Here is a 24634-nt window from a genome sequence, read left to right as displayed (position 1 = left end):
AATAGCAAGGGTCGGATAAAAAGTGAATCTTAGCGGAAGGAAGACCAAGTTACAAAAAAGCCTAAAACCCGACTATGAGACGCTTTCCGTTCTCCGAACAACCTGAATCCGGATGGCTAAGTTGTATAAAGTGCAACATTAATGGGGTTGAACAGCCGGAACAGGGGAGTATCCTGCATTTTATACAACATAATCGCAACAGGGAGGCCCCTTTCCCTTTGTTTTTCTCCAAAATGTTGTATTTGGTACAACATAGGCGCATTCACTGAGCGAAAAGAGGAGGAAATGTTGTATTTTGTACATCATACGTTTAGCCCGTCCGCGTATATCAACAGACTGAGGACCCGAGATCAAGTCCCGGGTCCTTTGGATTTAAAGATATTTTTTATAGATTCTATAAATGAAGACCGCCACTTCCGCTCTCGTTGCCGTTTCTTTCGGACGAATGGCGTTGCCGTCGCCCTCGACGATGCCTTCCTTGACTAGAGCCGCCACACTATCCGCGGCATATTCCGCCACCTTGGCGGCATCCGCAAATTGGCCCAAGTCGGCGGCGGATCCGCTGCCGGTCAATTCCCCGGCTTGCTTCAACAATCTTGCGGTCAGCACCATCATATCCTGCCTGGAAATTTCCGCGTTCGGATTGAAATTGTTGCCGCCGACTCCTTTGGCAATGCCCAGTTTCTTGGCGATGCCTAATGCATCGTAATAATATGAGTCCGAACCGACATCATCGAAATTGCTGTCGAAATCGGCCTCGAGACCGAAAAGTCGCACCAGCAGCAAAATAAAGTCGGCTCTCGTAATGCGTTTGCCGGGCTCGAAGGTGGTGTCCGACGTTCCTTTGATAATCCCTGCGGCAGCCAGTTCTTCGATCGCTTCTTTCGCCCATGCGTATCGATCGCCTACATCATGGAAGCTTTTCTTCGCCGGGTTCGGCGTTTCCGGTTTCGTACCCGGCTCCGGCGTTACTTCCGGCTTTTTCCCGGGATCGGACGGTTTCGGCGCCGACCCGCTTCCGCCGCCGGTTCCGCCGCTGCTTCCGCTGCCTCCGCCTCCACCGCTAGAAGACTTCCATGTCGTCACGATTCTCACATTGCTTATTTTCGACATGTTGCCCGCCGCATCGTACGCGACGACAAAATATCTATACGTTGTGCCAGGGGTCAGTCCCGTGTCTCGATATTCCGTCTTCGACGTCGATGCGATCTCAACGTCGTTGCGGTAGATCTTGTAGCCCGCGACGCCCAAATTGTCGGTGGCCGGGGTCCACTTCAAATCGACCGCCGTACCGGATACCGCCTCCGCTCTTTCGATGGTCGGTTCCGTAGGCGCCTCGGTATCCACAACCGTCGGCGACCACCAGTTGCCGGATACGACAATCATGCTGAGCAAACGCAGGTTGTTGCCGAAATAGACGTCTTCTTCCGTCGGCACCGCCGCATTGTAATCCCATAATTTGTTCAGCCATTCCTGATTGGACGAATCGATCATCGCGCTCACCATGAGCGGAGCGGAGAAGGTAATATCCTCGTAATCCGCAATCGCTTCCGAACCGTCCAGCTTATATCCGGCCCGAATCCGATTCGGTTCGCCCCCCGTGATGCCGCGAATCCAGCCGTTCAGCGTACGAAGCTGTTCCTTCGCCCGCGCATCTCCCGTCACGAGATAATCGGTGCCGATTCGCCAAGGCGTGCGGGAAGAGTTGTAGTTATAATCCCCGTCATATTCCGATTCCAGGAAATACGGTTCCGCAGGAACGAACTTGCCGCCGCTCTTCAAGACGAAATCGGGCAGCAAGCCCGCATTCGGGCTGTAATTACGATACAAATCGTTAATGATCGTATACGTCGTATCGACGACCCGATCCCAATTGCTGTCGCCCGTCACATTGCGGTAGTCCTTCATATGCTGCAGCATGAAGTCGGAAGGGCGGGTTGCGGAAGCCCATTTCCCGCTCGAAGCCCAATCGGCGATTCTAAGCATCCAATCGCTGCGGTTCACTTCGCTTTCCATAATTGCAATAATCACTTTTTTGGCTTCCGCCAAATAATCGATCTCTCCGCCGCTGCCCCATTGGCTGTCGGCCAGCAATAACGCATAAGCGATATCCATATCTCCGTCGGTAGCCGAATCGACGCCGGAAACATCGATGATGGCCGTGCCTGTATCGCCTTGCCTCCATGCCATCAAATTCGGATTGATCTCGCTCGGATGCGCTTTGAAATAACGGAACATGCCGTCAAAATATTGCTTCGCGTCCGGGTCGTGCCCGGCCATCAAGGCGGTGATCAGCATTCCGTAGCCATGCGCTTCGGATACGGTGGTGGCCCAATAGTTCACGCCCAAGTCTTCGTCATACTCTTCTTCAAACCAATCTCCGTCGGCATACCATACATAGTATTGATCGGGTTCCGACTCCGGAAGATACGGGTGCTTTTTCAAATATTTCGCTTTCCACTCATCGTACAACCGGGCGACGGTCCGATCCATTTGTTCCTGCGTCACATGGTTCGGTTTAATCGAACCTCCGGCATAGGCGGTATGCTGCGGGAACGCTTTATGAGGGCCTTCGCCCGCCGGCGCCTGTTTCGTCCTCACGACGGCTTCATTGCTTGCCAGCGATTCGATGTCCTCGGCATTAAAGGCTTTCACGACATACCGGTACGACGTATCCGGCTGCAAACCGAGATCGTTATAGGATGTCCCGGTTGTCGTTCCGATTCTGGCGCCGTTGCGGTAGACATGGTATCCCGAAGGCGCGATCGCGCCCGGCGACGCAGTCCAGGTCAAATTAATTTGGAAAGCCGATACTCCCGTTCCTTGCAAATCCGTCGGCGCGGAAGGCGGTTCATGCTCGACAGGTCCTCCCAGCGTACTGACTTCGATCGGCGCGGAATTATCCCTTCTTCCTACGGCCTTAATAATAAAGTCATAATTTTTGCCGGGATTGATGCCTTCAACAATATAACGATACTCCTGCGCCCCTTCGACAACCGGGATATATTCGCTCCAGTGCGTTTTTACTTTGTCGTTTTTCTCATAGATCCGGAAACCTCTTACCGGTTCCTCGCTATCGGTGGGAGCTTTCCAGGCGAGAACCGCCTGATTGCCGTTCAGTTCCACCTTCGCTTGCTCCACCTTGGCCGGTTTGGTATCCGTTCTCTTAATGCCGTAGCGATCGTAAGCGATTAATCCGTTGCCGACCGCTTCTTGTTTGCCTTCGTCTTCAACCGCCGCCGTATAAGCGGTAAACTTCATCACTTGATCCGAGACGGACACATCGGTAAACATTTTTTTGAACGGCTGTTCGTCCACCGCGGCGAAATAATCGTCGTACGGAATCGGATTTCCGTTTTCGTCCAATACTTCATGCGGCTCCCAGTTTTCATCCAAGTAGTATTGATTGTTTTTTGTATAAAATTTATTTCCGAACGCATTGGACATCAGGTAGACTGTACCTTTCGGATTGAGAACGTTGCCGTCCTCGTCCTTCGACAACCGATCCGCGGGTACGATTTCGTCCCCGTACATTTGGAACGATCTCATGTACATATGATCATGCGCCTCGAACACCATATCGATGCCCATTTCGTCGAAGGCGGGAATTAAATATTTTTTGTAAAATTGAACTCGTTCGTCTTCCCATTGCGCCGAATTGTCGCCCGCCGCATACGGAGCTTTGTGAAAGGTAACGAACTTCCACTTCTTGTCGCTTTTCGCAACGGTGTTCTTCATCCAGGCCACTTGATCCCAAAATTGTTTGTCCGCCCATTCGACATCCGTTCCGTTCTCGGCAAGGCCGCCCTCATATTGCGAATTGAATACCATATAAAGCGCGTCGCCGTATTCGAAAGAATAGACGGATCCTTCATGGGTGTTCTCCACGACTTGCTTCGGCAAGTTGAAATGATTGTAGAAATTGTTGTTAGGGGTCGTTTCGTCCCCGTCGTAATCTTGAACTTCATGCCCTCCGAGCACAGGCACGAACGGAACGTGCAGAAGCTCATCCTGCGCCAGGCCCAGCATCCATTGCCATTGTTCCTCCAAATCGCCGTTATCGACCAAGTCCCCGGCGCTGATCAGAAACTTCGGATCGCCGATATAATCGCGCGCTTTCTTGAACGTATCCGCCCAAGGCTCGAAATTCGCCTTGCTCGACGCTTGCGAATCCGATCCGACAATAAAACGATAAGGCTGATGTTCCGCCGCATCGGTGGTGAAGGAACCGATGTTGCTCCACTCTTGGCCGTTGCCGACGCGGAATAGATATTTCGTGCCCGGCGTCAACCCATCCGCTATCGCTTTATGGCTGATGAATTTCGCCTTCTTCCCGGTCGAGCGGTCGGCTTTCGCCATAAACGTCTCGATCTCTTCCCCGGTACCTGTGAACTCCAGCGCTTCTTGCTCCGGGAATGCCGCTCCGGCGGCCTTGGCAGCTTGGGCAACTTGCACTTTCGTATCGGTCATCGCATCCGTATACCAGGCAAACGCAATGCCCGTTCTAGGATCCGCGTTAAAGCTCATATTGATTAATTTCGGCGTGTAAGGCGAGTCCTGAACGGTAAAGCTCCAGGAAATATCCCGCACGAGCGCAACGTTATCGTCGCCTTGGATCGCCGTTTTCGGAATCGTGACCGTATACGTCTTGCCGTAGGCGAATGCCGGATGGTCCAATTGCAACGTATTGCCGTTAACGATTTTCGTTGTTACATTGTCCAACTTACGATTCTCGTTATCGATCATCGCGATGGCTTGTTCTTCGGCAACCGAGATCGGTTTATTGAACTTCACCGTCACAGGCGCGGCGACCGAAACTTCTTCCGCGCCATCCTTAGGCAGCCGGACGAGGTCAATTGTAGGCATCACGGGATTGGTCCCGGCGATGCGGTCCCCTGTTACGCGAATGTCCCGTATTCTGCTGGAGCCTCCCCCGCCGATGCCGGATGGATTATCCTTCGTGTTCGTCGCCTTATTGGAATTTACGATCCAGCGAATGTAGATCAAGTCTTTATCGTCCGCACCCGCAAGCGGCACATTGATCAGCTTGCAGCTATTGTCCGGACAATCGTAACTGGAGGTGACGTTCATTTGCACAATGCCGCCCTCGACATCGGACCACGTTTGCCGATAATCGGTGCTGATCTGCACCTTGAAATCGTTCGGGCCCGATCCCGACGAATTTTGCTCGGAAGATAACGCGATGTTCCGGTAACCGGCCGTGGAGACCGCTGCGAGCCAATATTTCTTGCCTTCGCCTTCGTCCCAACCTTGATAGCTGATTTCTTTCTTGCCGCTGTTATAGCTTTCGAATACGCCGCCTACATTGCTCAAGATCGACGCCGCTTGATATTGTCCGCCCGTAGCGACAAACGTTCCGTTGTCCCCCTCGTTCTGAAATACCCATTCCGCAATGACGGATTGATCTTGCTTCTTGGTCTTAAAACTCCAGACGATATCATGGGCGAGCGCAACATCGTCTTCGCCGGCCGCAAGCCCTCGCGGTACGGTTACGGTATAGGTTTCCTCGCTTTCCAAGCCGGGATGGCCGATTTGGAGCGTCCTACGGTTCGGCGCAACCGTAACACCCTCCACCTCGCGACCGCCGCTATCGACGATCTTCGCTTTGTAGCCCGGAACCGTCTTGATCGCTTTATTGAACTCTACATGGATTGCCGTATGGACGGCTACTTCTTCCCCGTCCCGCGGCGTTGTCGAAATTGCCGCCGTCGGAGCTTCGATGATCGCGCCGGCCTGTCTCTCGCCTTGCACGCGAATGTCCTTTAAATAGCTGGAACCGTACGGTCCCACTTCGGCGTTCGCGTTGGAGTCGGTTGCAGTCGTGGAAGCGACGATCCAGCGGATAAACAGCAAATCCTGATTATCGGCAGCCTCTGGAAGCGGCGTTTCGTCTAGCTTGCATTCATTACAGGTATAGCTTCCTTTTTCCAGCACTAGATTTTCGACCGTTACCCAATTCTGTCCGTCGCTGCTGATTTCGAGTTTGAAATCGCGCGGTCCCGATCCCGAAGATTTCTGCTGGGACGATAACGTAATATGCTTGAAGCCTTTGGTCGAGATTGCCGCCAGCCAATATTTGGCGCCTGTTCCTTTGTCCCAACCTTGATATTGAAGTCCGTCGCCGCTCACATATTCTTTCTGCGGACCGCCTATCGCCCGAATCGTCGAGGCTGTTCGGTAAGCTCCGTATGTAGCGGACACGACCCCTTCATCGTAAGCGTAGTCCCGGCCGAAGCCCCATTCCGCAATGACTTCCGGACCGGATGCCTCCCCCCCGCCGTCGGGCTCGTTGGCGGATACGATTCCCGCCGTTTGGAACGGCAACAACATCAGGATGAGCAATAGAGATATCGTTCGCTGCCATTTCTTCGTTACTTTGCTTTTCATTTGAACTTCGTACCTCGCTTTCTCATTAATTAAAGCGCTTAAACTTTTGTAGTGCAAAAAACGCTCATTTTCAATCGCCGAACGTCGATCTCCCCCTTTGCCGAAGTATTCGGTCAACCAACCAGCCGAATCTGAGTTTACTATAGCGCAATCATTCGCAAACATTCTCTACATATTTTCTCAAAAACTTCGATTTTCAACGTTTATTGCGAAAATGATGCCCCTCCATTATCCGTTGCGAATGTTAGCTAGATATAAACGCCAAGTAAAAGATTGTAAAACAGTATTCAATCCATCATGCCGCATGATATGATCAATGAAAGCGCATTCTTGTATTACAGGGGGTTGTTTGGGCAATGAAATTTTACAAATCGGATCTTTTTGGCATTAGCCGCGAACGGAAAACGCATTCCAGCATCCCTTCCGATCATTATCATGACGCTTACGAAATTCTATATATCATTTCCGGCGAGCTCTATTATTTTATCGGGGATCGAACGTACCAGGTCGTTGGCGGCGTTCTCCTGCTGATTAATATGAACGATATCCATAAACTAATCAATTCGAACGGTTCAATGTACGAGAGAGTGACGCTGCAGTTCAAGAAGGAGTTTCTCGAAGGTTTCTTGCCGGCGGAGGAAGCTTTCGATCCTTGTTCCTGCTTCCAATCCGGATCGAGTGCGATCAAGCTGCGGGCTCAAGAGCAAGGTTTTGTCGAAGGGCTGTTTCATAAAATGATTGCCGAACATACGAACCAATCGCCGCAGTCCGATCTTTACCTGAAATTGCTCCTCATCGAGCTGCTCATTTTCATCGGGCGCAAACAACATAGCGGGCATCGCGGCCTTTACATCGAATCGAACCGCACGCATAAACAAATTTCCCGCATCGTCAATTATATCAATCATCATTACGCCAAGCGGCTCACCTTGGATGATATTTCGAAAAACTTCTATATGAGCCCTTCTCATCTAAGCCGAACTTTCAAAGACTCGACCGGCTTTACGTTTATTGAATACGTAAACAACGTTCGGGTGAAAGAAGCTTGTACGCTGCTGAAAGACTCCAAATTAACGGTGTCGGAAATTGCCGAGCGCGTCGGCTTCGATAGTTTAACCCATTTCGGCAGAATATTCAAAGGAATGACCGGCTCTTCCCCTTTGAAATATCGCAAAACGAATCAATACAAATAAAAACCGGACCCCGCTGCTCCGGGCCCGGCACATACCGTTCCGCTATAACAACGGCGAGAACAATCTCGCCGCCGATTCGAGAAAGCGGACGATCACCTTGCGGCGGGCGAATTTCTCCGGATTGATCAAATTCGTATATTTCAAATCCCGTTTGAAATCGCTCACCATCGTTTGCACGCTGTCCGTCCCAAACAATAAGGCGTTCACCTCGAAGTTCAAATGAAAGCTTCTCATATCCATATTGGCCGTGCCGATCGACGCGGTCTCCCCGTCGATAATTAATATTTTCGAATGCAGAAATCCTTTCTCGTACTCGTAAATGTCTACGCCCGATTCGATCAATCCCGAGAAGTAGGAATGCGACGCCAGAAACGGCATCCAGCGGTCCGGCTTGGCAGGAAACAATATTTTCACCTCAATGCCGGATAAGGCGGCCACCCGCAGCGCCGTTAAAATATCTTCGTCCGGGATAAAATACGGAGTGGCGATCCAAATCGATTTGCGCGCCGACGTAATCATGGAGAAGAACAAGTGCTTCATCGATTTGCGCTTATTGTCCGGACCGCTGGCGATAATCTGCACCGCCCCGTCGGCTTCCGGCTCCGGCTCGGGTCTGAAATATTCCGCGCTGACATGCGCCTTGCCGGTCATATAGAACCAATCCTGCACGAATATCGCTTGCAGCGAATGAACGGCTTCGCCCTTGACGAACATATGCGTATCGCGCCAAAATCCGTACGTTTTGTTGCGGCTCAAATATTCGTCGCCGACGTTCAATCCGCCCATAAAGCCGACGTTCCCGTCAATGACGACAATTTTGCGGTGGTTGCGGTAATTGACCGAGCTCGACAGAAACGGAAACCGGACCGGTTCGAACGGAACGACCTCGATGCCCGCCCTGCGCATCTCTTCCAGGAAGGAGAAGGGCAGTTTGTAGCTGCCCACCGCATCGTATAGAAACCGGACTTCGACGCCTGCGCGGGCCTTCTCGACGAGAATGTCTTTAATTTGCGTCCCGATTGCGTCGTCGCGGTATATGTAATATTCCATATGAATATGATGGACCGCTTTCTCCAATTCCTGCAAAATCGCGGCAAACGTTTCTTCCCCGTTCGTTAAAATTTTCGTATTGGTCGAAAACGAGATGACGCTATCGGAGATTTTATGGGATAAATGCAGCAGCTTCTGCTGGTTTTGCGTCAATTCCTCCAATTCCGCCCGCTGCCTTGTCGTCAATTGGTCGATGCTGCGATGGACTTCCTTATCCTGAATCGCTTTCCGGTCGAACCGCCGCCGTTTCCGGTAGTTTTGCCCGAACAATAAATAAAATACGAAACCGACGACGGGAATGAGCGCAAGCAGAAGAATCCAGGCAACGGTGTTGGATGGATGACGATTTTCCAAAAAGATAACGACCCCGATGGAAAGCACGGACAACGAAAGGAGCACGCTGAACATTTTCGGAATCAGATTGTTGATATAACCTCCGCTATAATAGGCCAATCCGCCGAGGATAATGATAAATACGATAACAACGACTGAACGCCTCACCTGTATTCCCCTCTTGAACCGATTGTTTTATGACTATTATGATACCCAAAAAGCGGATTGAAAGGAAGGACGCTCTTTTCATTTATTTCAAATGATCCCCTTTACACCGGGCATATAATGTGAGATATTATTAACTAACGATCGTTAGGTAGGAAAAGGAGGTGCATCATCATGACCGCAAAGCGAATTCAGGAGGTGGCCCTGGCCCATTTCGCCAAGTACGGATATGACGGCAGTTCGCTAGCAAATATTGCTGAAGAGGTCGGCATTAAAAAACCTTCGATTTACGCACACTTTAAAGGAAAAGAGGATTTGTTCCTCCATGTCGTGCAAGAAGTGTTCCACGAAGAATTGGCGTTTGTACGCGATTATTTCGCCTTGAACAGCCATTCGCCGCTGCACGCGCGGCTGTATGAAATGCTGGCCCAATATCAAGAGCGGTACGAGCGCAACGATAAAATGAAGTTTTGGCTGCGGATGTCTTATTTTCCCCCGCCGGCGCTATACGATGAAATCATGGAGCAAGTGTATGCCTACTTGGATCAATTGGAACTGCTGCTTGCCCGTATTTTTACCGAGGCTTCCGCAACAGGGGAAATCGACAGCATCGACGCCAATCAAGCGGCGTCGGCCTTCATGTGCCTGTTGGACGGCAACCTGGTGGAAATGCTGTACGGAGGCGCCGACCGTTTCCGCAAAAGGCTGGACGCTTCCTGGACATTGTTTTGGCGCGGAATTTGCAAGTAGTCATCATTGGGGGGAGAGAATCATGAAACAAGCCAATAAAGGCTGGGTATATGTATTGATTGCCGGCATCATCGAAATTTTATGGGTTTCCGGACTCAAGCACTCCGCCGTATGGTGGGAATGGGCGCTGACCGTGATCGCGATCGCCATCTCGTTTGTCGTCGTCATTCGCGCGGCGAAAATTTTGCCGGTCGGCACGGTGTACGCCGTCTTCGCCGGGATCGGCACCGCCGGTACGGTCCTGACGGAAATGCTCTTATTCGGGGAACCGTTTAACATGGTCAAAATATTGCTTGTCCTCGTTCTGCTCTCCGGCGTAATCGGATTGAAACTGGTTACGGGAGAAAAGGAAAAGGAGGCGGACGCATAATGGCTTGGTTATGTCTGGTATTGGCAGGCCTCTGCGAAGTAACGGGAGTCATCGGGATTAAAAAGGTGGCGACAAACGGTAAATTGCAATCTTATCTCTTGTTAATCATATCCTTTGCGGCAAGCTTCTCCTTGCTGTCGGTCGCGATGAATTCGATTCCGATGGGAACCGCCTATGCGATTTGGACCGGGATCGGAACGGTCGGCGGCGCGCTCGTCGGCATGTTTCTGTATAACGAATCCAAGGATTGGCGGCGCGTCTTTTTTATCGCTTTAGTGCTCGCCGGCGCGATCGGCCTGAAGCTGTTTACGTAAGCTCTCCGCATGGAGAGCTTCCTGCATCTATGTAGGACTCGCCGTCCTTATGGTATAGTAGAATAGAACTTATATGAAGTAACTATAGAAAGGAGCCATGTCGGTATGCAATGGAAAGAAATTACGTCCATCGACGAATGGAATCATATGCTGGAAGCGTCCGCGAATCGCGGCCAGGTCGTGTTGAAACATAGTACGACTTGCCCGGTCAGCGCCAACGCGCTGCGCGAATACGAACAATATTTGCAAGATCAGCCGAACGAAGGCCTCGACTACGTTCTCGTCAAAGTGATCGAGAGCCGCCCGGTTTCGAACCAAATCGCGGAAGATCTCGCCTTGAAGCACGAGTCCCCGCAAATCATTTATATTAAGGATAAGGCGAAATATTGGAGCGCGACCCATTGGGCCGTGACGAAGGAACATATCAAGGCCGTTCTGGATTAATCGGCGCAAGAGAGCGGGCGGGGCCCCATAGCGGCTGCCGCCCTCTTGTCTCACTTCGCAAGATTAGACGGGACTAAGCCGCTTCCGCTCTATGCCTATCAGTTCGCTTAAATACGAATTCACGAACATGCCCTGCGGGTCGAGCCCTTCGCGGATGCGCAGAAATTCGTTCCACATCGGATAGGCGGCCGCCAGCCGCTCCGCTCGCATCGTATGCATTTTCCCCCAATGCGGACGTCCGCCATGATGCTGGAATATTTCCTCCAAACAAGCGAAATACCGCTCGTACGGCATTCCCCGGTACATATGCACCGCAATATAGGCGGAGTCGCGCCGGTATGCGGGACTGAGCCAAATATCGTCTCCCTTGACGTACCTGCATTCGATCGGAAAATGTACCGCGAACCGGTTCCGTTCCACGCATGACCGAATCTCCGCAAGCACCGGCTTCATCGCATCCGCAGGGACGTTATACTCCATTTCTTGAAACCGCACGAGTCTCGGCGTCGCGAACAGCCGATGGCCGTACCCGACTTCCCGCACGTTCGGCACGCCTTTGGCGGATAACCGGCTTACCGGTCGGCATAATCCCGGAAAGAGCCGGCACGCTTCGGACAACAGCCAGAAGACGCCGTTCTCCATCGCCATCACTTTCCATTCGTTCCATCGGCTCGGTTTCCCCGGCTTTTCTTCCGTCTCGTTCATCGTCTTGACTTGGGCGATATTCGTATAAGGGAACCAGTAAAATTCAAAATGGCGGTTCTCCGTCTTCAACCGTTCCAGTTGCCGCAAGCATTCGTCGAACGGCATTCGCCGGCTTTCGTAGCGTAACGGCAATGCCGGCACGACGCGCAGCTTCACTTGCACGATAATGCCGAGCATGCCGAGCGACACTCTCATCGCCCGGAACAGCTCGGGCTGCCGGTCCGCCGAGCATTCCACCACTTCCCCCGCCGCCGTTACCGCCGTTATGCCGGCAAGTTGGGTGGATAGGCTCCCGAATCCGATGCCGGTTCCATGCGTCCCCGTACTGACGGCGCCGGCAATCGACTGGGCATTGATGTCCCCCAAATTCTCCTGCGCAACGCCGTGTTCGAACAGTTCTTCCCCGAGCCGCTTCAATTTGGTGCCGGCCCACACGGTTGCCGTGCCTTCGTCCATGTCGACGGATTCGACTCCTTGCAGCAAGTCGAGCGAAACCATCAGTTCGTCGGTTTGAACCAACCCGGTGAACGAGTGGCCCGATCCGACGACGCGCAACCGTGTACCCTTGGCCGCGCATTGCTTCACGAGCGAGACGACTTCCTCGACGCTGCGCGGATATGCAACGCCGCTTGGCGTACTGCTCACGCTGCCCGACCAATTTTGCCATCCGTTCTTGTTCAGGCGCACCTCTTCTACAGAAAACATTGTCCGTCCCCCCGATATGTGCGAGCTTCGCCGACGATCCGGCCCTGCGAAACGAGAAGCAGCCGATCGAACCGCTCGCATAACTCTCCCGCCTTGGCATGGCGCATAAAAATCGGATCGCCGAGCTCCAGCGGTTCGTCCCCGCGATACCGAACCGGCGTCTGCACTTCGCCCGCGCCTTCGAGCGGCAGCAGTTCGGCTCCCGCGGGCAGGTAGGGCGACGGCAGTTTCTCCCGTCCCGCGGATCCCGACGCGATATAGCCGCCGCCGGCGCATGTGTACAGATCGTAACGCGGCCGGCGCACGATTTCCACGGCATACCCCGCCGCCGGCAGCAACCGGAAATCGCGGTAATAATCGAATAGTGCGGGAGCGTAAAAGCCGGAGCCCGCCGTCACTTCCGTCACCGCCGGTTCGAGCGCCGTCGTCTGCAAGCTGCCCGTTCCGCCCCCGTTGACGAAGCGGAGCGGCTGGCCTAATTCGCCGGCCAATTGTACCGCGTGCGCTCTCCGTTCTCGAACTTCGCGGGCCGAACGCCGTTTCAACCAATGGACGACCGTATTTTTCAGCCTTTGTCCGGGCATCCGGTCGCCAACTCCGGCAATTTGCGCCTCATAGTCCATGATCCCTTCGAGGCGGACCCGTTTGGAAGCGGCGATCAGCCGCATCAAATCGGCAACGGCTTCGAGCGAGCGCAGCGGCGAACGCCATACGCCGAAATGCAGGCCCGGAACGTCCAGCGACATATCGATATCGATACAGACCGGGATGCAGACGCCCTCCCGCTCCGCAGCCGCTTCGATCAATTCGACATGGGCGGCCGAATCGACCATAAGCGTCATTTGTTTCCCTTCCTTCGCGTATCGCCCGATCCGCGCGAGTTGTTCCGGCTCGCATGCCGGGTAACCGATCAACAAATCGTCAAAGCCCCGATCCGCCAAGTAAAGCGCTTCCAATGGGCTATAACACATGACGCCTTGAAATAAGTTGTCCGCATTCATAATCCGTTTCATCAAGTCTACGCAGCGCAGCGACTTGCTCGCGATCCGGATTCGCTTTCCCCCCGCGCGCGCCGCGATTTGCCGAATATTCTCGGCGAGCAGATCGAGATCGACGTATGCGAACGGCTTCGGAATCCCGGCAAAGACCGCTTTATAATCCCGGTACTGGCGCATCTTCACGTCCCACCTTTTCCGGCAGTCTAACGAACCAATTTCATGTCTATTTCATACTATTCGAAATTCGCGCCGGAATCCCCCTTCGCGAATAAAAAAATCGGCGGACATGAAAAAAATCGCTGCTCCCCGTCAGCGATTCCGTTCGTAACAAATACAGCTTGTAAGATGATCGTTCACCATGCCGACGGCCTGCATATAGGCATAGCAGATCGTAGATCCGACGAACTTGAATCCCCTTTTCCGCAAGTCTTTGCTCATCGCGTCGGACTCCGCCGTCTTGGCGGGGACTTCCTTCAGCTCCGTCCACGCGTTGCGTATTGGCTTGCCGCCGACGAACTGCCAAATATAACGGTCGAACGAGCCGAACTCGTCCACGATGCGCAAAAACGCTTGCGCGTTAGCAACGGCCGCGTTAATCTTCAACCGGTTGCGCACAATTCCGGCGTTGTTCATCAATTCCTCGATTTTCTCCCCGTCGTACCGCGCCACCTTATACGGATCGAAACGATCGAACGCTTCGCGGTACGCTTCCCTTTTTTTCAAAATCGTATACCAACTGAGTCCCGCCTGCGCTCCTTCAAGAATCAGCATTTCGAACAACTTGCCGTCGTCGTGCACAGGCACGCCCCATTCGCGGTCATGGTACTCGACATATAACGGATCTTCATTCACCCAGCCGCATCTCGTCGTCATTCCATTCTCACTTCCCGTCTGTTATGGTTTGTCTCTATTATACCAAACAAACGTTCCTGTTCAACTTGTTTTTTGAAAGGAGGACACGCGGGTTCGCGCGGCGGCGCTCTGTTTGGGCTCTAGCGAAACTGCTAATCCTTATTGGGCTCAAAATGAGGACTTTCCCATCCTAACGAAAGTACGTATCGCTATTCATTGGAAATCGGCCGTTTTACCGCCGTTTCCCCCTCATTAGCGTGTTCCAGTTTCGTTACGCCGGCAACAAGGTGATTTACGGGCTAATAGCGTGTATATGTTTCGTTTAGTCCGCCCGACGGCCCGACGGGTCGTCAGCCGCTGCGCGGTATGATGGAAATTGACGCCTGCCTCAATCAATATGCCGGAAAATTCCGGCGCATGAGGCCCGTTTCGCTTTCCGACGCGTCTGTTCGATGCCGTTGTATACTTGTAACGGATCTCACAGCCGTTATTGCGGCTCAATAGGCGGTTTTGCAAAATGTAACGGATGTAGGGGACGTTATTGTGCCAATAGAACGTCTTTCCGAACATTTACGAGCAAATAGCGTCGTCCGGATCCGTTACATTTTCAATTATGCTAAAAAATCGAAAATAAGAGCGCTCACTTTCGTTACAGTTGCTCGACCGGCGATTCCAGGCTCGCAGCAGGGCGCATAGGCAGCATAAGCGGCTAATCAGCCCGCACCGCGAGGCATGGGCTCGCAGCATCCCGCGCCCACGGCGCATAGCGCCCATAACGCTTAGCGCCTCTCGCCCGTGCAGCCCGAGCGCGGCGTGCGGCAACATGCATCTTTTTACTCGCTTCGATGGAAAATGGGATGGTTAGGGCGGAATTCCTGCATTATAAGCCAATCTCATAATTCCTTTCGTTTAAAGCGGTTGTAACAGATCGAAATGGCGGATTCATTTTTTTAACATTTTACTATGCTCCTCTGACGGGACGAATAAAAAAAGAAGAGGCCGCCTCTAGGGGCAAGCCTCGTTCCGGCGGGGCGAGCGGCGGCTACCAACGTTGCGATGCCTGTCTGCGTCGCACAGCATCCAAGCGCGCAACGCGCGGCCGTCATCGCTTAGCCGTTCTCCCGCTCCGGCCCGCTCGGATCGGAATCTTCCCTCGGCCTGCGCGGCGGACCGGCCAAATTGGATGTTTGCAGCGGCGGGTGCATAAACGATCCCTGCCGCGGATCTTCGCCTTTCTCGAATATGGCGCGGTTGGCGGAAGTTCGGAAGCCGATATCTTTAAACGGATGAACCCACTGGTCCCCGGACATCACTTCGGGCTCGGTTTCCTCCGACCATTGCTGCAGCGGCGATTGCGGCGATTCGTACTCATGGTCTCCGATCACAACGCCGAATTCGTTGACGAACGGGCCCTCCGGCCCTCTCCCTTCGCGGAACTCCGGCAGAAACTCGATCTCGAACGGGTCCAGCTTCGGATCGTCGTCGAGAACTTCCGCGTTCGATCGCTCCGCTTCGGCCGGGGACATCTTCTTCCGGCCGTCTTGAGGGGATTGGTCCATAAGTCATCTTCCTTTCTCGTCGGTGTTAGCCTGCTGACTTTTGAAACATGCATTTTTAGTATGTTCCGCCCCAATCCTTGCCATACCCCGCCTTATTGCTTCGCTTTCCATTCGTCGTACTGGCGCTGCATTTCTTCCATCACTTTCGCCAAACCGTTCGCATTGAATTTCTCGATCGCTTGCGGAACCGCCTTCGTCGGATCGACCGTGCCGGTCATGATCGGCGGATAAAATTCCTCCTTCACGTTCCGCAGCGCGGCGATCTCATTCTGCACCGGCGTCGGATCGAAGTTGAAGCCGAGCAGCGGCGCGTTTTGGGCGGAATTATTGAATTTCTCGTACTCTTCCCATTTATTGTCCGGATCGTCCTTCTGCAAGTACGTAATCATAACGTTGCCAAGCGCGAAGCCCGGAACGGCATAGCTTTCCGTGGAGGCGGGCAGCAATTCGATGCGGTTCTCGCCGATTTTCTTGTAATGAACGCCCTCGATCCCGTAGCCGACCATATTTCTTACATAAGATCCGTGTTCAGCAAGTTCAAAAATTTCATCGCTTCGACCGGATGCTCGGACGTGGCGGATATGGCGTTCATGCTTCCCGTAACGGACCAGTTGTAGACGAGCGGATCGTCGGCGGGCGTCGATACGACCTTGTACCCGTATGAAGCGGACCATAGGTTATCCGCGAGCGGAGCCGTATTCGCCTTGTCGGCGAACCATTTGCCCGTTTTGTCGTGATCGGACGAAGTAAGCGTCGCTATGTCTTTGGCCATGTATCCGGCATTATAATATTTGTGCATCGTTTCGAACGCTTGCATCATTTCCGGCGTTTCCAGAATGTTCACCAGTTTCTCTCCGCCGCCGAGCGGCATGCCGACCGGCAACGATTCGTCCACCAGGTCGAACGGAATGATCGGCTTAATGTTCTTATCGCCCGCATAGACGACGATGCCTTTCTCTTTCTCCTTGATCGTCTTCAGCAGCGGTTCCAAGCTTTCGAGCGATTTGACGCCGGAAATTTCCAAATTGTATTTTTCGAGCAGTTGCTGATTGAAACGCCATACATTTTGCGCCGGGAGCTCTTTGTTCGTCGGGACGGCATAGATTTTGCCGTCTACTTTCGCGCCTTCCAAAAACGCCGGATGCAGCGCATCTTTAATGCCTTGCCCGTATTGGTCGAGCAATTCGTTCAATTCCAGAAATGCGCCTTTGCGCGAGTTATTGACATAATTGAATGCCCAGGAGCACGTAAAGGCGATATCGAACGGCTCGCCCGACGCGGCGATCACCGGCATTTTCGTATCGTAATCGCCCCAGTCGAGCAGCTTCATTTTCACAGTCACGTTGATTTTCTCTTTCGTGTACTTGCTCAGTTCCTCAAACACTTTGTCAGTGTCTTTCTGCGGCGTGCCGATCATATACCAGATCAGTTCTACCGGCTCCCCTTTCCCCGATTTCTCCTGCGGCGCGGCAGCCTCGGACGGCTTGCTCTCTTCCGCTTGCGGCGGCTGCGCAACCGGATCGCCGCCTCCCGCGCCGCCGCTGCCGCATCCCGCGAGCGTCAAGCCGATAAGAAGGACCAACGCGAGCGACATCAACCAACTTTTTCTTGCCTTTTGAACCATTCTTTTTTCCTCCCTTTGATTCGGTTATTCCTTCAAGGCGCCGATCGTCAAGCCCTGGATGAAATATCGCTGGAAGAACGGGTAAGCGAGCACTATCGGGCCTGTCGCCAAAACGACCATCGCCATGCGCGCCGTGTCCGCCGGCATCGACCGGATCACTTCCAAACCTTGTCCCCCGCTGTTCAGCAAATTGGAATTTTGCAAAATAAACTGCATATTGTTCTCGATGCGCATCAGCATGGACTGCAGCGGAACCAGCTTCGGCTCGTCGATGAACAACAGCGCGTTGAACCAATCGTTCCAATACCCGAGCGTGCTGAACAGCCCGATCGTCGCGAGCCCCGGCAGAGACAGCGGGAGCACAAGTCTGGCGAAAATTGTGAATTCGCCGGCTCCGTCCATCTTTCCGGATTCGATAATCGCATCGGGAACCATCGTCGCAAAGAACGTTCGCATGATCAAAATATAGAACGCGTTGACGGTCAACGGCAGAATCAACGCCCAGACGGAGTCCTTCAAATGCATCAGTTGCGTTGCCACGATGTAGAACGGTACGAGGCCGCCGTTGAACAGCAAGGTGAAGAACGCAATGAACGAGAACAGTCCCCGATACTTAAAAGCTTTTCGCGACAGCGCATAGGCGTACAGCGAGATGACGGCCAAACTGATCGCCGTGCCGACGATCGTGATGAAAATCGTTATTCCATACGACCGCAATAGTTGGTCTCCCGTTTTGAACAAATATTGATAAGCGGCCGCGCTCCATTTGGCGGGAAAAATGCTGTACCCGTTAAGCGACAACGTCTCTTCGTCCGTCAAAGAGATGATGAATACGAACAAAAAAGGAAACACGCACGCAAAAGCGAACAGCCCCGCAATCGCATGACAAGCCGCATTCCATAGCGGCGGCAGCCTATGAATATCCCTTCTTCTCGTCGCGGCGTTATCCAACGTTCCCCCTCCTTTCGCCTATCCGGGCGCTTAGAACAGCGCCTGGTCTTTATCGATTTTGCGAACGACATAGTTGGAAGTCAGGACGAGTATGAATCCGACAAGCGATTGATACAGCCCGGCCGCGGTCGTCATGCCGATCTCGCCGCTCACTTTCAGCCCGCGGAAGACGTACGTGTCGATGACGTTGGTGACGGGATACAGCGATCCCGAATTTCGCGGCACTTGGTAGAACAGCCCGAAGTCCGCATAGAAAATCCGCCCGATCGCCAGCAGCGTCAAAACAACGATCAACGGCCTGATCATCGGGAGCGTAATGTTGCGGACTTGCTGCCACTTGTTCGCCCCGTCGATCATCGCCGCCTCGTAATACGACCGGTCGATGCCGACGATCGCCGCCAAATAGATGACGCTCGAATATCCGACCGTTTTCCATAGATTCATCGCGACGAGAATATACGGCCAATACGTCGTATCCGAATACCAGGGAACCGCTTCTCCTCCGAAGAAGGCAATGATCCGATTCAGCACGCCTTTATCGACGCTGAGAAAGCTGAACGCAAAATAGCTGACGATAATCCATGACAGGAAATGGGGCAGAAACATGCCGGTCTGATACAGCTTCGCCAACTTTTTATTCGCGATTTCGCTTAGTATAACGGCCATCATGACCGAGACGACCAATCCGCTGACGATAAATACCGCATTGTACAGAATGGTGTTCCGCGTAATCACGAACGCGTCGTTCGTCGTGAATAGAAACTCGAAATTGTTCAAGCCGAGCCATTTGCTGTTCACGATACTCGCCCAGAAACCGTCGCGGTGAAAACGATATTGTTTAAATGCGACGACCGTGCCGACCATTGGCAAATAGGAAAAGAGCAAAAACCAGACCGCACCGGGCAGCACCATCAACAGAAAAGCTTTATTGCGATAGAAACCGCGGGCAACATTTCGAAGCGCTTTCATATTTCCCCTCCCCGAGCGCAAAGTATGCGATTTCGCTTCTACTTCGACAGTAACGGATATTTTCGCGGCGGAAAAGTTGCGAAATTAATGATTTGCTGCACTAATTAAATATTTTTGGAAAAGTTTAGGTTCTTCATGTTATTCTATTACTAACCTCGTAACATGCATGTAGAAAATGAGCTTGCCCGCTGGCAGGCATCGTCTCTTGAAGCGAATTGGGACAGGAGTTGGTTGCATGTTCAACATCGCCGAATTGTACCGAACGCATTGGAAACGAAAACTGTTCAACAAAATTTTAATTATTTACTCCGGCATTACAATTCTTTCCTTAGCGTCCTTATCCGTGTTCGTATTCAAATATTTCGCCGATACCTCCATACGCAACGACCTGGATTTCAACAAACAAGTTCTGGAGCATGTCGGGGGATATCTGGATGCGAAATATGTGGACTCGTTGCAGGTGATGCAGCAGCTTTACCTGGAAAAAACGATGCTGGACGACGTCCTCTATTTTCTTGGGCACGACTTCGGCCCGTATATCAGCTACCGTTTGGACCGCTACGCCAAAAGCGCGGATACGAAAGCGCGGAACATGAACACGTTTTTCCGCTTCCGCATGGACGACGATCCCGATATTCACAGCATCTTGCTGTACAGCAACTCCAAAAAGTTCGCGTACATTATGAAACCGAACGAATACCAAAGATACTATCCGTTCGAGCAAGGAGCCGGCGTGTTCGCACCGCCCGGCAGCGCCGCGGGGCCGCCGCGGTTTATGCAAACCGAAGAAATGCAAGGCCTGCAAGCCATCGTGCAAAACAATCATGTCTTGACGACCGTCAGCGCCATTAACGATCCGTCCACCCAGCAAAACGTAGGCAATCTGGTGATCAATTACGATATCAACGGCATGTTCAAGTCGTTCCGCAATATGGGCCGGGAAATCAAAGGATATATCGTCGTATTAACGAAAGACGGACAAGTGTTGTTCGATTCGTCGAACCGGTATTACGGGGGGAAATACCCCTACTGGTCCGAGCTTCATACGGCCGACGGCAAAAAGCCGATGGAGGAGCCTTCCTATGTCAACGTGAACGCCTCCAACAATTCCGGGTTTCTCATTGCAGGCATTATGCCCGAATCGGAAGTCCGCGGCGCGGACAACGGGCTGAAAAACACGCTCATCCTGACGACCTCGCTCTGCACCCTGGCCGCGCTTTCGATTACTTTTTTTACGATCAAACATTTCTCCAGACGGACCAAAACGATTATTCAAGCGATGAAGAAGCTGCAAAACGGCGATTTGACGGTTCGCATTCCGATGGAAAAAGAAGACGAGCTATTCGAAATTTCCACCCGTTTCAATCAAATGTGCGCGGATTTGTCCGAATATATCGACCGGGTTTACGCCTCGGAAATTACGAAGAAGCAGGCGGAACTGGTCGCCTTTCAGGCGCAGATCAAGCCGCATTTTCTGTACAACACGCTCGAAGCGATACGAATGCGGGCCATTGCCAAGAAAGCCCACGATGTCAGCGATATGATCTATATTCTGGGCACATTGCTCCAATATTCGATTAAGAGCGGCACGGTGATCTCCTTGTCGGACGAAATCGAATACTGCAAGCGGTATCTCGATTTGTTCCGCATTCGCCATAAGTATAAATTTTCTTATCACGTCGAGATCGAACCGGAACTGGCCGAGCGGCCGATCGTCAAGCTGACGCTGCAGCCTATCGTCGAGAACTACATTATGCATGGCATCCGGTTAAAGCGCGACGATAATCTGATCTCGATCGCGGCGGAATTGGCGGGACAAGATCTATGCATTACGGTTCGGGATAACGGAAACGGAATCGCGCCGGAGAAGCTGGAACAGATTCGGCGCATGCTGGAGCGGCGGGATCCGCATTCGTCCAAGTCGATCGGGTTGACGAACGTTCACGAAAGACTAAAGACGATGTTCGGCGAACGGTACGGCTTGCGGATCGATAGCCGGCTCGGGTCCGGCACGTCCGTAACGATGATATTGCCGGCGATGAAAGCTCCCGAAACCGAGATTGCCGCAGCAGCCTATAAACATTGAGGAGGTTCCCTGCATGTACAAAGTATTTATCGTTGACGACGAACCTTTTATTTTGGAAGGCTTGCCTTATGCGATCGAGTGGGAACAGTTCCATTTGGAGATCGCCGGCCAGGCCGAGGACGGACGGCAAGCTTTGGAAGCGCTGAAATCGAAGCCTGCCGACATTCTCATTACGGATATTACAATGCCCGTCATGAACGGATTGGAATTGATCCGCGAAATGAAGAAGCTGAACCCGCAAATGAAATTTATAATATTAAGCGGCTATCATGAGTTCGATTATGTGAAACAAGGAATTACGCTCGGCATCGAAAACTATTTGTTGAAACCGATCAATGTGGAAGAACTGAAGGAAACGGTCAAAAATACCGTTCGCAAGCTCGACGACGCGCTACGCAAGGAATGGATCGGCCAAAGCCGTTTCGACGTGCTGCGCGACAATATTTTGTACCGCTGGGTAACGGGCGGCATCGGCGCGCCGGAGCTCAAAGACCGTTCGAAATTGCTCGGCTTTCAGATCGCCGCTCCTTACTACACCGTCTTCACGATGAAGCCCGTCTTTGCAGACATGTTCGCGGAGCCGAGCACGACAGCCGGAATTAACGCCGGAACCGGCGATTACGAAACAGGCTCTAACGACAAGCCGGGATGGGCCGGCGTTCCCGATCCCTCCGCCTTGCCGCCTTACCTGTTCCGCAAAGACCGGGTCATCGCGGCCATGTATCAATATTGCCGGGAAACGATCGGGGACGGCGGGGAATGCGTCTGTTTTTGCGACGCCGACGGAGATATCGTCATCATAGCCGCTTCGCAGTCTCCCCATCCGGAGCAAGCGCCGCGCTACCGGTTGATTCGGCAACTTCGAACCGATATGGAACGCTTGTGGAAGGTGCGGATCATTGCCACGACAGGAAGCACGGAGCCTTCCTTCGCCAACGTAAGCCGCAGTTATGCCAGTGCCAAGAACATGCAGGAATACGATTTGGTCAACCACGACGAAGAATGGCTCGATTACGGTCTTCTGCATGGCGCCGCCGATTCGGCCGCCGCCCGGATCGATTTGCAGACTTACGAGAAGCTGCTCCTGGCCAAGGACAAAGACGCCGTCCTGGCATGGATCGATGCGCTGTTCCGTCGGCTATCGGTCCCCGGCACGGCAACGCCGTCGCAAATCCATAACGCGGCGATCGAGATGATGATTCGCGCGAAACATTTCGCCAAAGATATGAACATGAGCAATGAATTGATTTCTAACGATTACAAGCAGCTATTCTCCAAATTGTTCAAAGTGCGGACGCTCGAGCAATTGAACGAACATGTCAAATATATCGCCGGGGCGGCTGTCGATTGCATGGCCGAAGAGGACGGAAAGCTGAGCCCTGTCGTCAGGCAAGTGCTCCAGCATATAAGCGATCATTACGCGGAGGAGCTTTCCTTAAAGACGCTGGGACAAGCCTTCCGCATATCTCCGGGCTACCTGGGCCAATTGTTCAAAAAAGAAACGAATGTCGCTTTCTCGGATTACTTAAACAAGTTCCGGATGGAAACGGCCAAAAAGCTGCTCATGAATACGAGACTTACGACAAGCGACATCGCGCAGCGGGTCGGGTATGTCGATGCGAGTTATTTTTACCGGCAATTCAAGAAGCATTTCGGCATCTCGCCTTCCGAGTTAAGAAGCATGCGGTGATCGGCGGGAAGAGAAGGCAATGGGAAAAGGCCGGGAGAGCATGCGCGGGGCATTGTTCGCCGGCCTATGAAGCGTCCGTTTCTCTGTTATATTCTTATGTCGATCGTTACTTTGGCATCGTGAAGCGACTGCTGCGGCTCAAGCGTTTCCATAAGATTGTCGGATGCACGATCCGGCGAGTTCTCCTTCGGTCTTTGCTTATCCTCCAGAATCTGCTTCTTTCTGTTCATCAGCATGTTGATTTGGGCGTCGATCATCGCCATTTCTTTGCTGAGCATTGCGAGTCTCTCTTTTTTTTCGTCCGGCGAGGCATCGCTGGTTGCGACTTCCGCCATTTCTTTGGAAACTGTCATTCTCCGCTTTTGCAATTGTCTGATTTGTCTGTCGATTTGCGCGAGTTCTCCGCCTCCGCCGGTATCGGGCAAACTTGCCGAACGGGCAAGGCTTTGCAACGACGACATGATCATATCCATTGTAGAACCTCCTTCCTAGGGAAACCGCGCCTTGTCTTGTAGCAGGAGCAGGTATCGAGCAGGCGAAATTTCCATTCTTATATACAGATATCGGAATTTGGAAGGAAATAGTTTACCCCTGGTTCAACCGTTTCGGCATCTCTCCGTGCGAATTGAGCAGCTTGCGACGACCAAGGAGGTCTCCCGCCATCCGCCTCGCCGACTCGGCCAACGCCCAAATTCGCACCCAAACGGGCATGGGCAAGCATCATCGGAATGCGTCGGCGAATACGCTAGTCATAACAAATCGAAAGGAGCGATTCGCATTGTCGAGTCATCAAGATCATCCGGGCAAACACTATCATCATCACCATCATCATGTGGTTCATCACTATCACCATTCTCATTGCATGCATCACCATCCGCATCATATGGGGGGAGGCGCCCATCATCATGGCGGATGGCATGGAGGGTGGCATGGAGGTTCTTGCGGGTGGCATCCCGGTTCAGTTGGATGGCATGGCAACCCCGGAGGATGGAAGCATACGTCCGATGGATGGAAGCATACTTCCGGCGGGTGGAAGCATGCTAGCGGAGGGTGGAAACATACTTCCGGCGGCTAACCCGGAATCAATCAGGTCTAACAGATCGTTTTCCCGGCATAGGGCTGCTGCACAAGTTGTAAAGAATACAACATTTTAGGGGGCGAGGGGGTAAAATGGACCGTTATGTTGCACTTTGTACAACAATATCGCCAGGAAAATGGCGAGATGGGCCGTTCTAACCCCGGCATGTTGTAAAACCTGCAACATCGGCATCATGGTTATATGCAGAGAGAACGAAATGTTGTATTTTGTACATGATAAATCCCGGTCTCCGCGCAGCGGTGAACCGTACTTGCCCCGCCCGCCGGAGCCGGCCCGCGGCTTCATCGTTTCACCGCTGCGCCGGCCGATCGGTAAATGACCGGCACAACGCGCGCCATGCGTAAAAAACCAGGCCTCACGGCCTGTTTT

General features: G+C 52.7%; 17 protein-coding genes and 1 pseudogene. 8 read left to right on the top strand and 10 right to left on the bottom strand.

Translation table 11 applies throughout. The features are described from left to right. Positions 1 to 372: 372 nt before the first annotated feature. Entirely contained in the window at positions 373 to 6408 is a 6036-nt protein-coding gene (locus tag KQI79_RS06515; RefSeq protein WP_253297975.1) for a glycosyl hydrolase family 8, read from the bottom strand. A 356-nt stretch (positions 6409 to 6764) separates the two neighbouring features. Here KQI79_RS06515 and KQI79_RS06510 point away from each other — a divergent pair, with 356 nt between their 5' ends. After that, positions 6765 to 7601, top strand: coding sequence for an AraC family transcriptional regulator (locus KQI79_RS06510; RefSeq protein WP_216537418.1), 837 nt, complete (start codon positions 6765 to 6767; stop codon positions 7599 to 7601). A 42-nt stretch (positions 7602 to 7643) separates the two neighbouring features. Here the strand turns inward: KQI79_RS06510 and cls are convergent, their stop codons facing one another. Next, positions 7644 to 9152 carry a cardiolipin synthase gene (cls, locus tag KQI79_RS06505; RefSeq protein WP_483311370.1) on the bottom strand — a complete coding sequence of 503 codons (1509 nt, stop codon included), beginning with the start codon at positions 9150 to 9152 and terminating at the stop codon, positions 7644 to 7646. 171 nt (positions 9153 to 9323) lie between these two features. Between cls and KQI79_RS06500 the strand changes: the two genes are divergently transcribed. The 4 genes from KQI79_RS06500 (at position 9324) to ytxJ (ending at position 11027) form a co-directional block, all read left to right on the top strand. Further along, positions 9324 to 9899 carry a TetR/AcrR family transcriptional regulator gene (locus tag KQI79_RS06500; RefSeq protein ID WP_216537417.1) on the top strand — a complete coding sequence of 192 codons (576 nt, stop codon included), beginning with the start codon at positions 9324 to 9326 and terminating at the stop codon, positions 9897 to 9899. Positions 9900 to 9921: 22 nt separating this feature from the next. After that, positions 9922 to 10269, top strand: a complete 348-nt coding sequence (locus KQI79_RS06495; RefSeq protein WP_216537416.1) for a DMT family transporter — start codon at positions 9922 to 9924, stop codon at positions 10267 to 10269. Continuing rightward, on the top strand, positions 10269 to 10583 hold the full coding sequence (locus KQI79_RS06490) for a DMT family transporter (protein WP_216537415.1): 315 nt from the start codon (positions 10269 to 10271) through the stop codon (positions 10581 to 10583). Before KQI79_RS06495 ends, KQI79_RS06490 begins: the two co-directional genes overlap by 1 nt. 105 nt (positions 10584 to 10688) lie before the next feature. Further along, the gene (ytxJ, locus tag KQI79_RS06485) at positions 10689 to 11027 is read left to right on the top strand and encodes a bacillithiol system redox-active protein YtxJ (protein ID WP_216537414.1); all 339 of its coding nucleotides are present in this window, start codon (positions 10689 to 10691) and stop codon (positions 11025 to 11027) included. A 63-nt stretch (positions 11028 to 11090) separates the two neighbouring features. Here ytxJ and KQI79_RS06480 read toward each other — a convergent pair whose 3' ends face one another. From KQI79_RS06480 to KQI79_RS06450, 7 genes and pseudogenes are all read right to left on the bottom strand, one after another. Further along, positions 11091 to 12437, bottom strand: a complete 1347-nt coding sequence (locus KQI79_RS06480; protein ID WP_216537413.1) for a D-arabinono-1,4-lactone oxidase — start codon at positions 12435 to 12437, stop codon at positions 11091 to 11093. Then, positions 12425 to 13612 (bottom strand): amino acid deaminase/aldolase, encoded by a 1188-nt coding sequence (locus tag KQI79_RS06475; RefSeq protein WP_216537412.1) that lies wholly within the window; start codon positions 13610 to 13612, stop codon positions 12425 to 12427. Before KQI79_RS06475 ends, KQI79_RS06480 begins: the two co-directional genes overlap by 13 nt. 132 nt (positions 13613 to 13744) lie before the next feature. Continuing rightward, a complete protein-coding gene (locus KQI79_RS06470; protein ID WP_216537411.1) occupies positions 13745 to 14308 on the bottom strand; it encodes a DNA-3-methyladenine glycosylase I in 564 nt (187 codons plus the stop codon). 1088 nt (positions 14309 to 15396) lie between these two features. Then, positions 15397 to 15846, bottom strand: coding sequence for a DUF3905 domain-containing protein (locus KQI79_RS06465; protein ID WP_216537410.1), 450 nt, complete (start codon positions 15844 to 15846; stop codon positions 15397 to 15399). A 92-nt stretch (positions 15847 to 15938) separates the two neighbouring features. Beyond that, a pseudogene (locus tag KQI79_RS06460) lies at positions 15939 to 17470 on the bottom strand (ABC transporter substrate-binding protein). Between the two features lie 24 nt (positions 17471 to 17494). Further along, positions 17495 to 18421 (bottom strand): carbohydrate ABC transporter permease, encoded by a 927-nt coding sequence (locus KQI79_RS06455; RefSeq protein ID WP_216537409.1) that lies wholly within the window; start codon positions 18419 to 18421, stop codon positions 17495 to 17497. 30 nt (positions 18422 to 18451) lie between these two features. Continuing rightward, positions 18452 to 19390, bottom strand: a complete 939-nt coding sequence (locus tag KQI79_RS06450; RefSeq protein WP_216537408.1) for an ABC transporter permease — start codon at positions 19388 to 19390, stop codon at positions 18452 to 18454. A 235-nt stretch (positions 19391 to 19625) separates the two neighbouring features. On the opposite strand from KQI79_RS06450, the gene KQI79_RS06445 reads away from it, so the two are divergent. Both KQI79_RS06445 and KQI79_RS06440 read left to right on the top strand, forming a co-directional pair. Beyond that, positions 19626 to 21476, top strand: a complete 1851-nt coding sequence (locus tag KQI79_RS06445) for a sensor histidine kinase (RefSeq protein WP_216537407.1) — start codon at positions 19626 to 19628, stop codon at positions 21474 to 21476. A 13-nt stretch (positions 21477 to 21489) separates the two neighbouring features. Further along, positions 21490 to 23166, top strand: a complete 1677-nt coding sequence (locus KQI79_RS06440; RefSeq protein ID WP_216537406.1) for a response regulator transcription factor — start codon at positions 21490 to 21492, stop codon at positions 23164 to 23166. An 86-nt stretch (positions 23167 to 23252) separates the two neighbouring features. On the opposite strand, the gene KQI79_RS06435 is transcribed toward KQI79_RS06440, so the two are convergent. Further along, complete coding sequence (locus KQI79_RS06435; protein WP_216537405.1) at positions 23253 to 23639, bottom strand: FlxA-like family protein; 387 nt, start codon at positions 23637 to 23639, stop codon at positions 23253 to 23255. Between the two features lie 305 nt (positions 23640 to 23944). On the opposite strand from KQI79_RS06435, the gene KQI79_RS06430 reads away from it, so the two are divergent. After that, positions 23945 to 24241 (top strand): hypothetical protein, encoded by a 297-nt coding sequence (locus tag KQI79_RS06430; protein ID WP_216537404.1) that lies wholly within the window; start codon positions 23945 to 23947, stop codon positions 24239 to 24241. The last annotated feature ends 393 nt before the right edge of the window (positions 24242 to 24634 follow it).

Source organism: Paenibacillus sp. MSJ-34, from assembly GCF_018918005.1.
In the GTDB taxonomy this organism is placed as follows: domain Bacteria; phylum Bacillota; class Bacilli; order Paenibacillales; family Paenibacillaceae; genus MSJ-34.
This window is presented reverse-complemented; position numbering and strand designations above follow the sequence as displayed.

Bases quoted from the DNA above. Each gene is read 5' to 3' on its own strand.
- KQI79_RS06495 (WP_216537416.1), top strand. From the start codon at position 9,922: ATGAAACAAGCCAATAAAGGCTGGGTATATGTATTGATTGCCGGCATC.
- KQI79_RS06475 (WP_216537412.1), bottom strand. From the start codon at position 13,612: ATGCGCCAGTACCGGGATTATAAAGCGGTCTTTGCCGGGATTCCGAAG.
- KQI79_RS06515 (WP_253297975.1), bottom strand. From the start codon at position 6,408: ATGAAAAGCAAAGTAACGAAGAAATGGCAGCGAACGATATCTCTATTG.
- KQI79_RS06435 (WP_216537405.1), bottom strand. From the start codon at position 23,639: ATGGATATGATCATGTCGTCGTTGCAAAGCCTTGCCCGTTCGGCAAGT.
- KQI79_RS06470 (WP_216537411.1), bottom strand. From the start codon at position 14,308: ATGACGACGAGATGCGGCTGGGTGAATGAAGATCCGTTATATGTCGAG.
- KQI79_RS06510 (WP_216537418.1), top strand. From the start codon at position 6,765: ATGAAATTTTACAAATCGGATCTTTTTGGCATTAGCCGCGAACGGAAA.
- KQI79_RS06450 (WP_216537408.1), bottom strand. From the start codon at position 19,390: ATGAAAGCGCTTCGAAATGTTGCCCGCGGTTTCTATCGCAATAAAGCT.
- KQI79_RS06440 (WP_216537406.1), top strand. From the start codon at position 21,490: ATGTACAAAGTATTTATCGTTGACGACGAACCTTTTATTTTGGAAGGC.
- KQI79_RS06480 (WP_216537413.1), bottom strand. From the start codon at position 12,437: ATGTTTTCTGTAGAAGAGGTGCGCCTGAACAAGAACGGATGGCAAAAT.
- KQI79_RS06490 (WP_216537415.1), top strand. From the start codon at position 10,269: ATGGCTTGGTTATGTCTGGTATTGGCAGGCCTCTGCGAAGTAACGGGA.
- KQI79_RS06465 (WP_216537410.1), bottom strand. From the start codon at position 15,846: ATGGACCAATCCCCTCAAGACGGCCGGAAGAAGATGTCCCCGGCCGAA.
- KQI79_RS06500 (WP_216537417.1), top strand. From the start codon at position 9,324: ATGACCGCAAAGCGAATTCAGGAGGTGGCCCTGGCCCATTTCGCCAAG.
- KQI79_RS06445 (WP_216537407.1), top strand. From the start codon at position 19,626: ATGTTCAACATCGCCGAATTGTACCGAACGCATTGGAAACGAAAACTG.
- ytxJ (WP_216537414.1), top strand. From the start codon at position 10,689: ATGCAATGGAAAGAAATTACGTCCATCGACGAATGGAATCATATGCTG.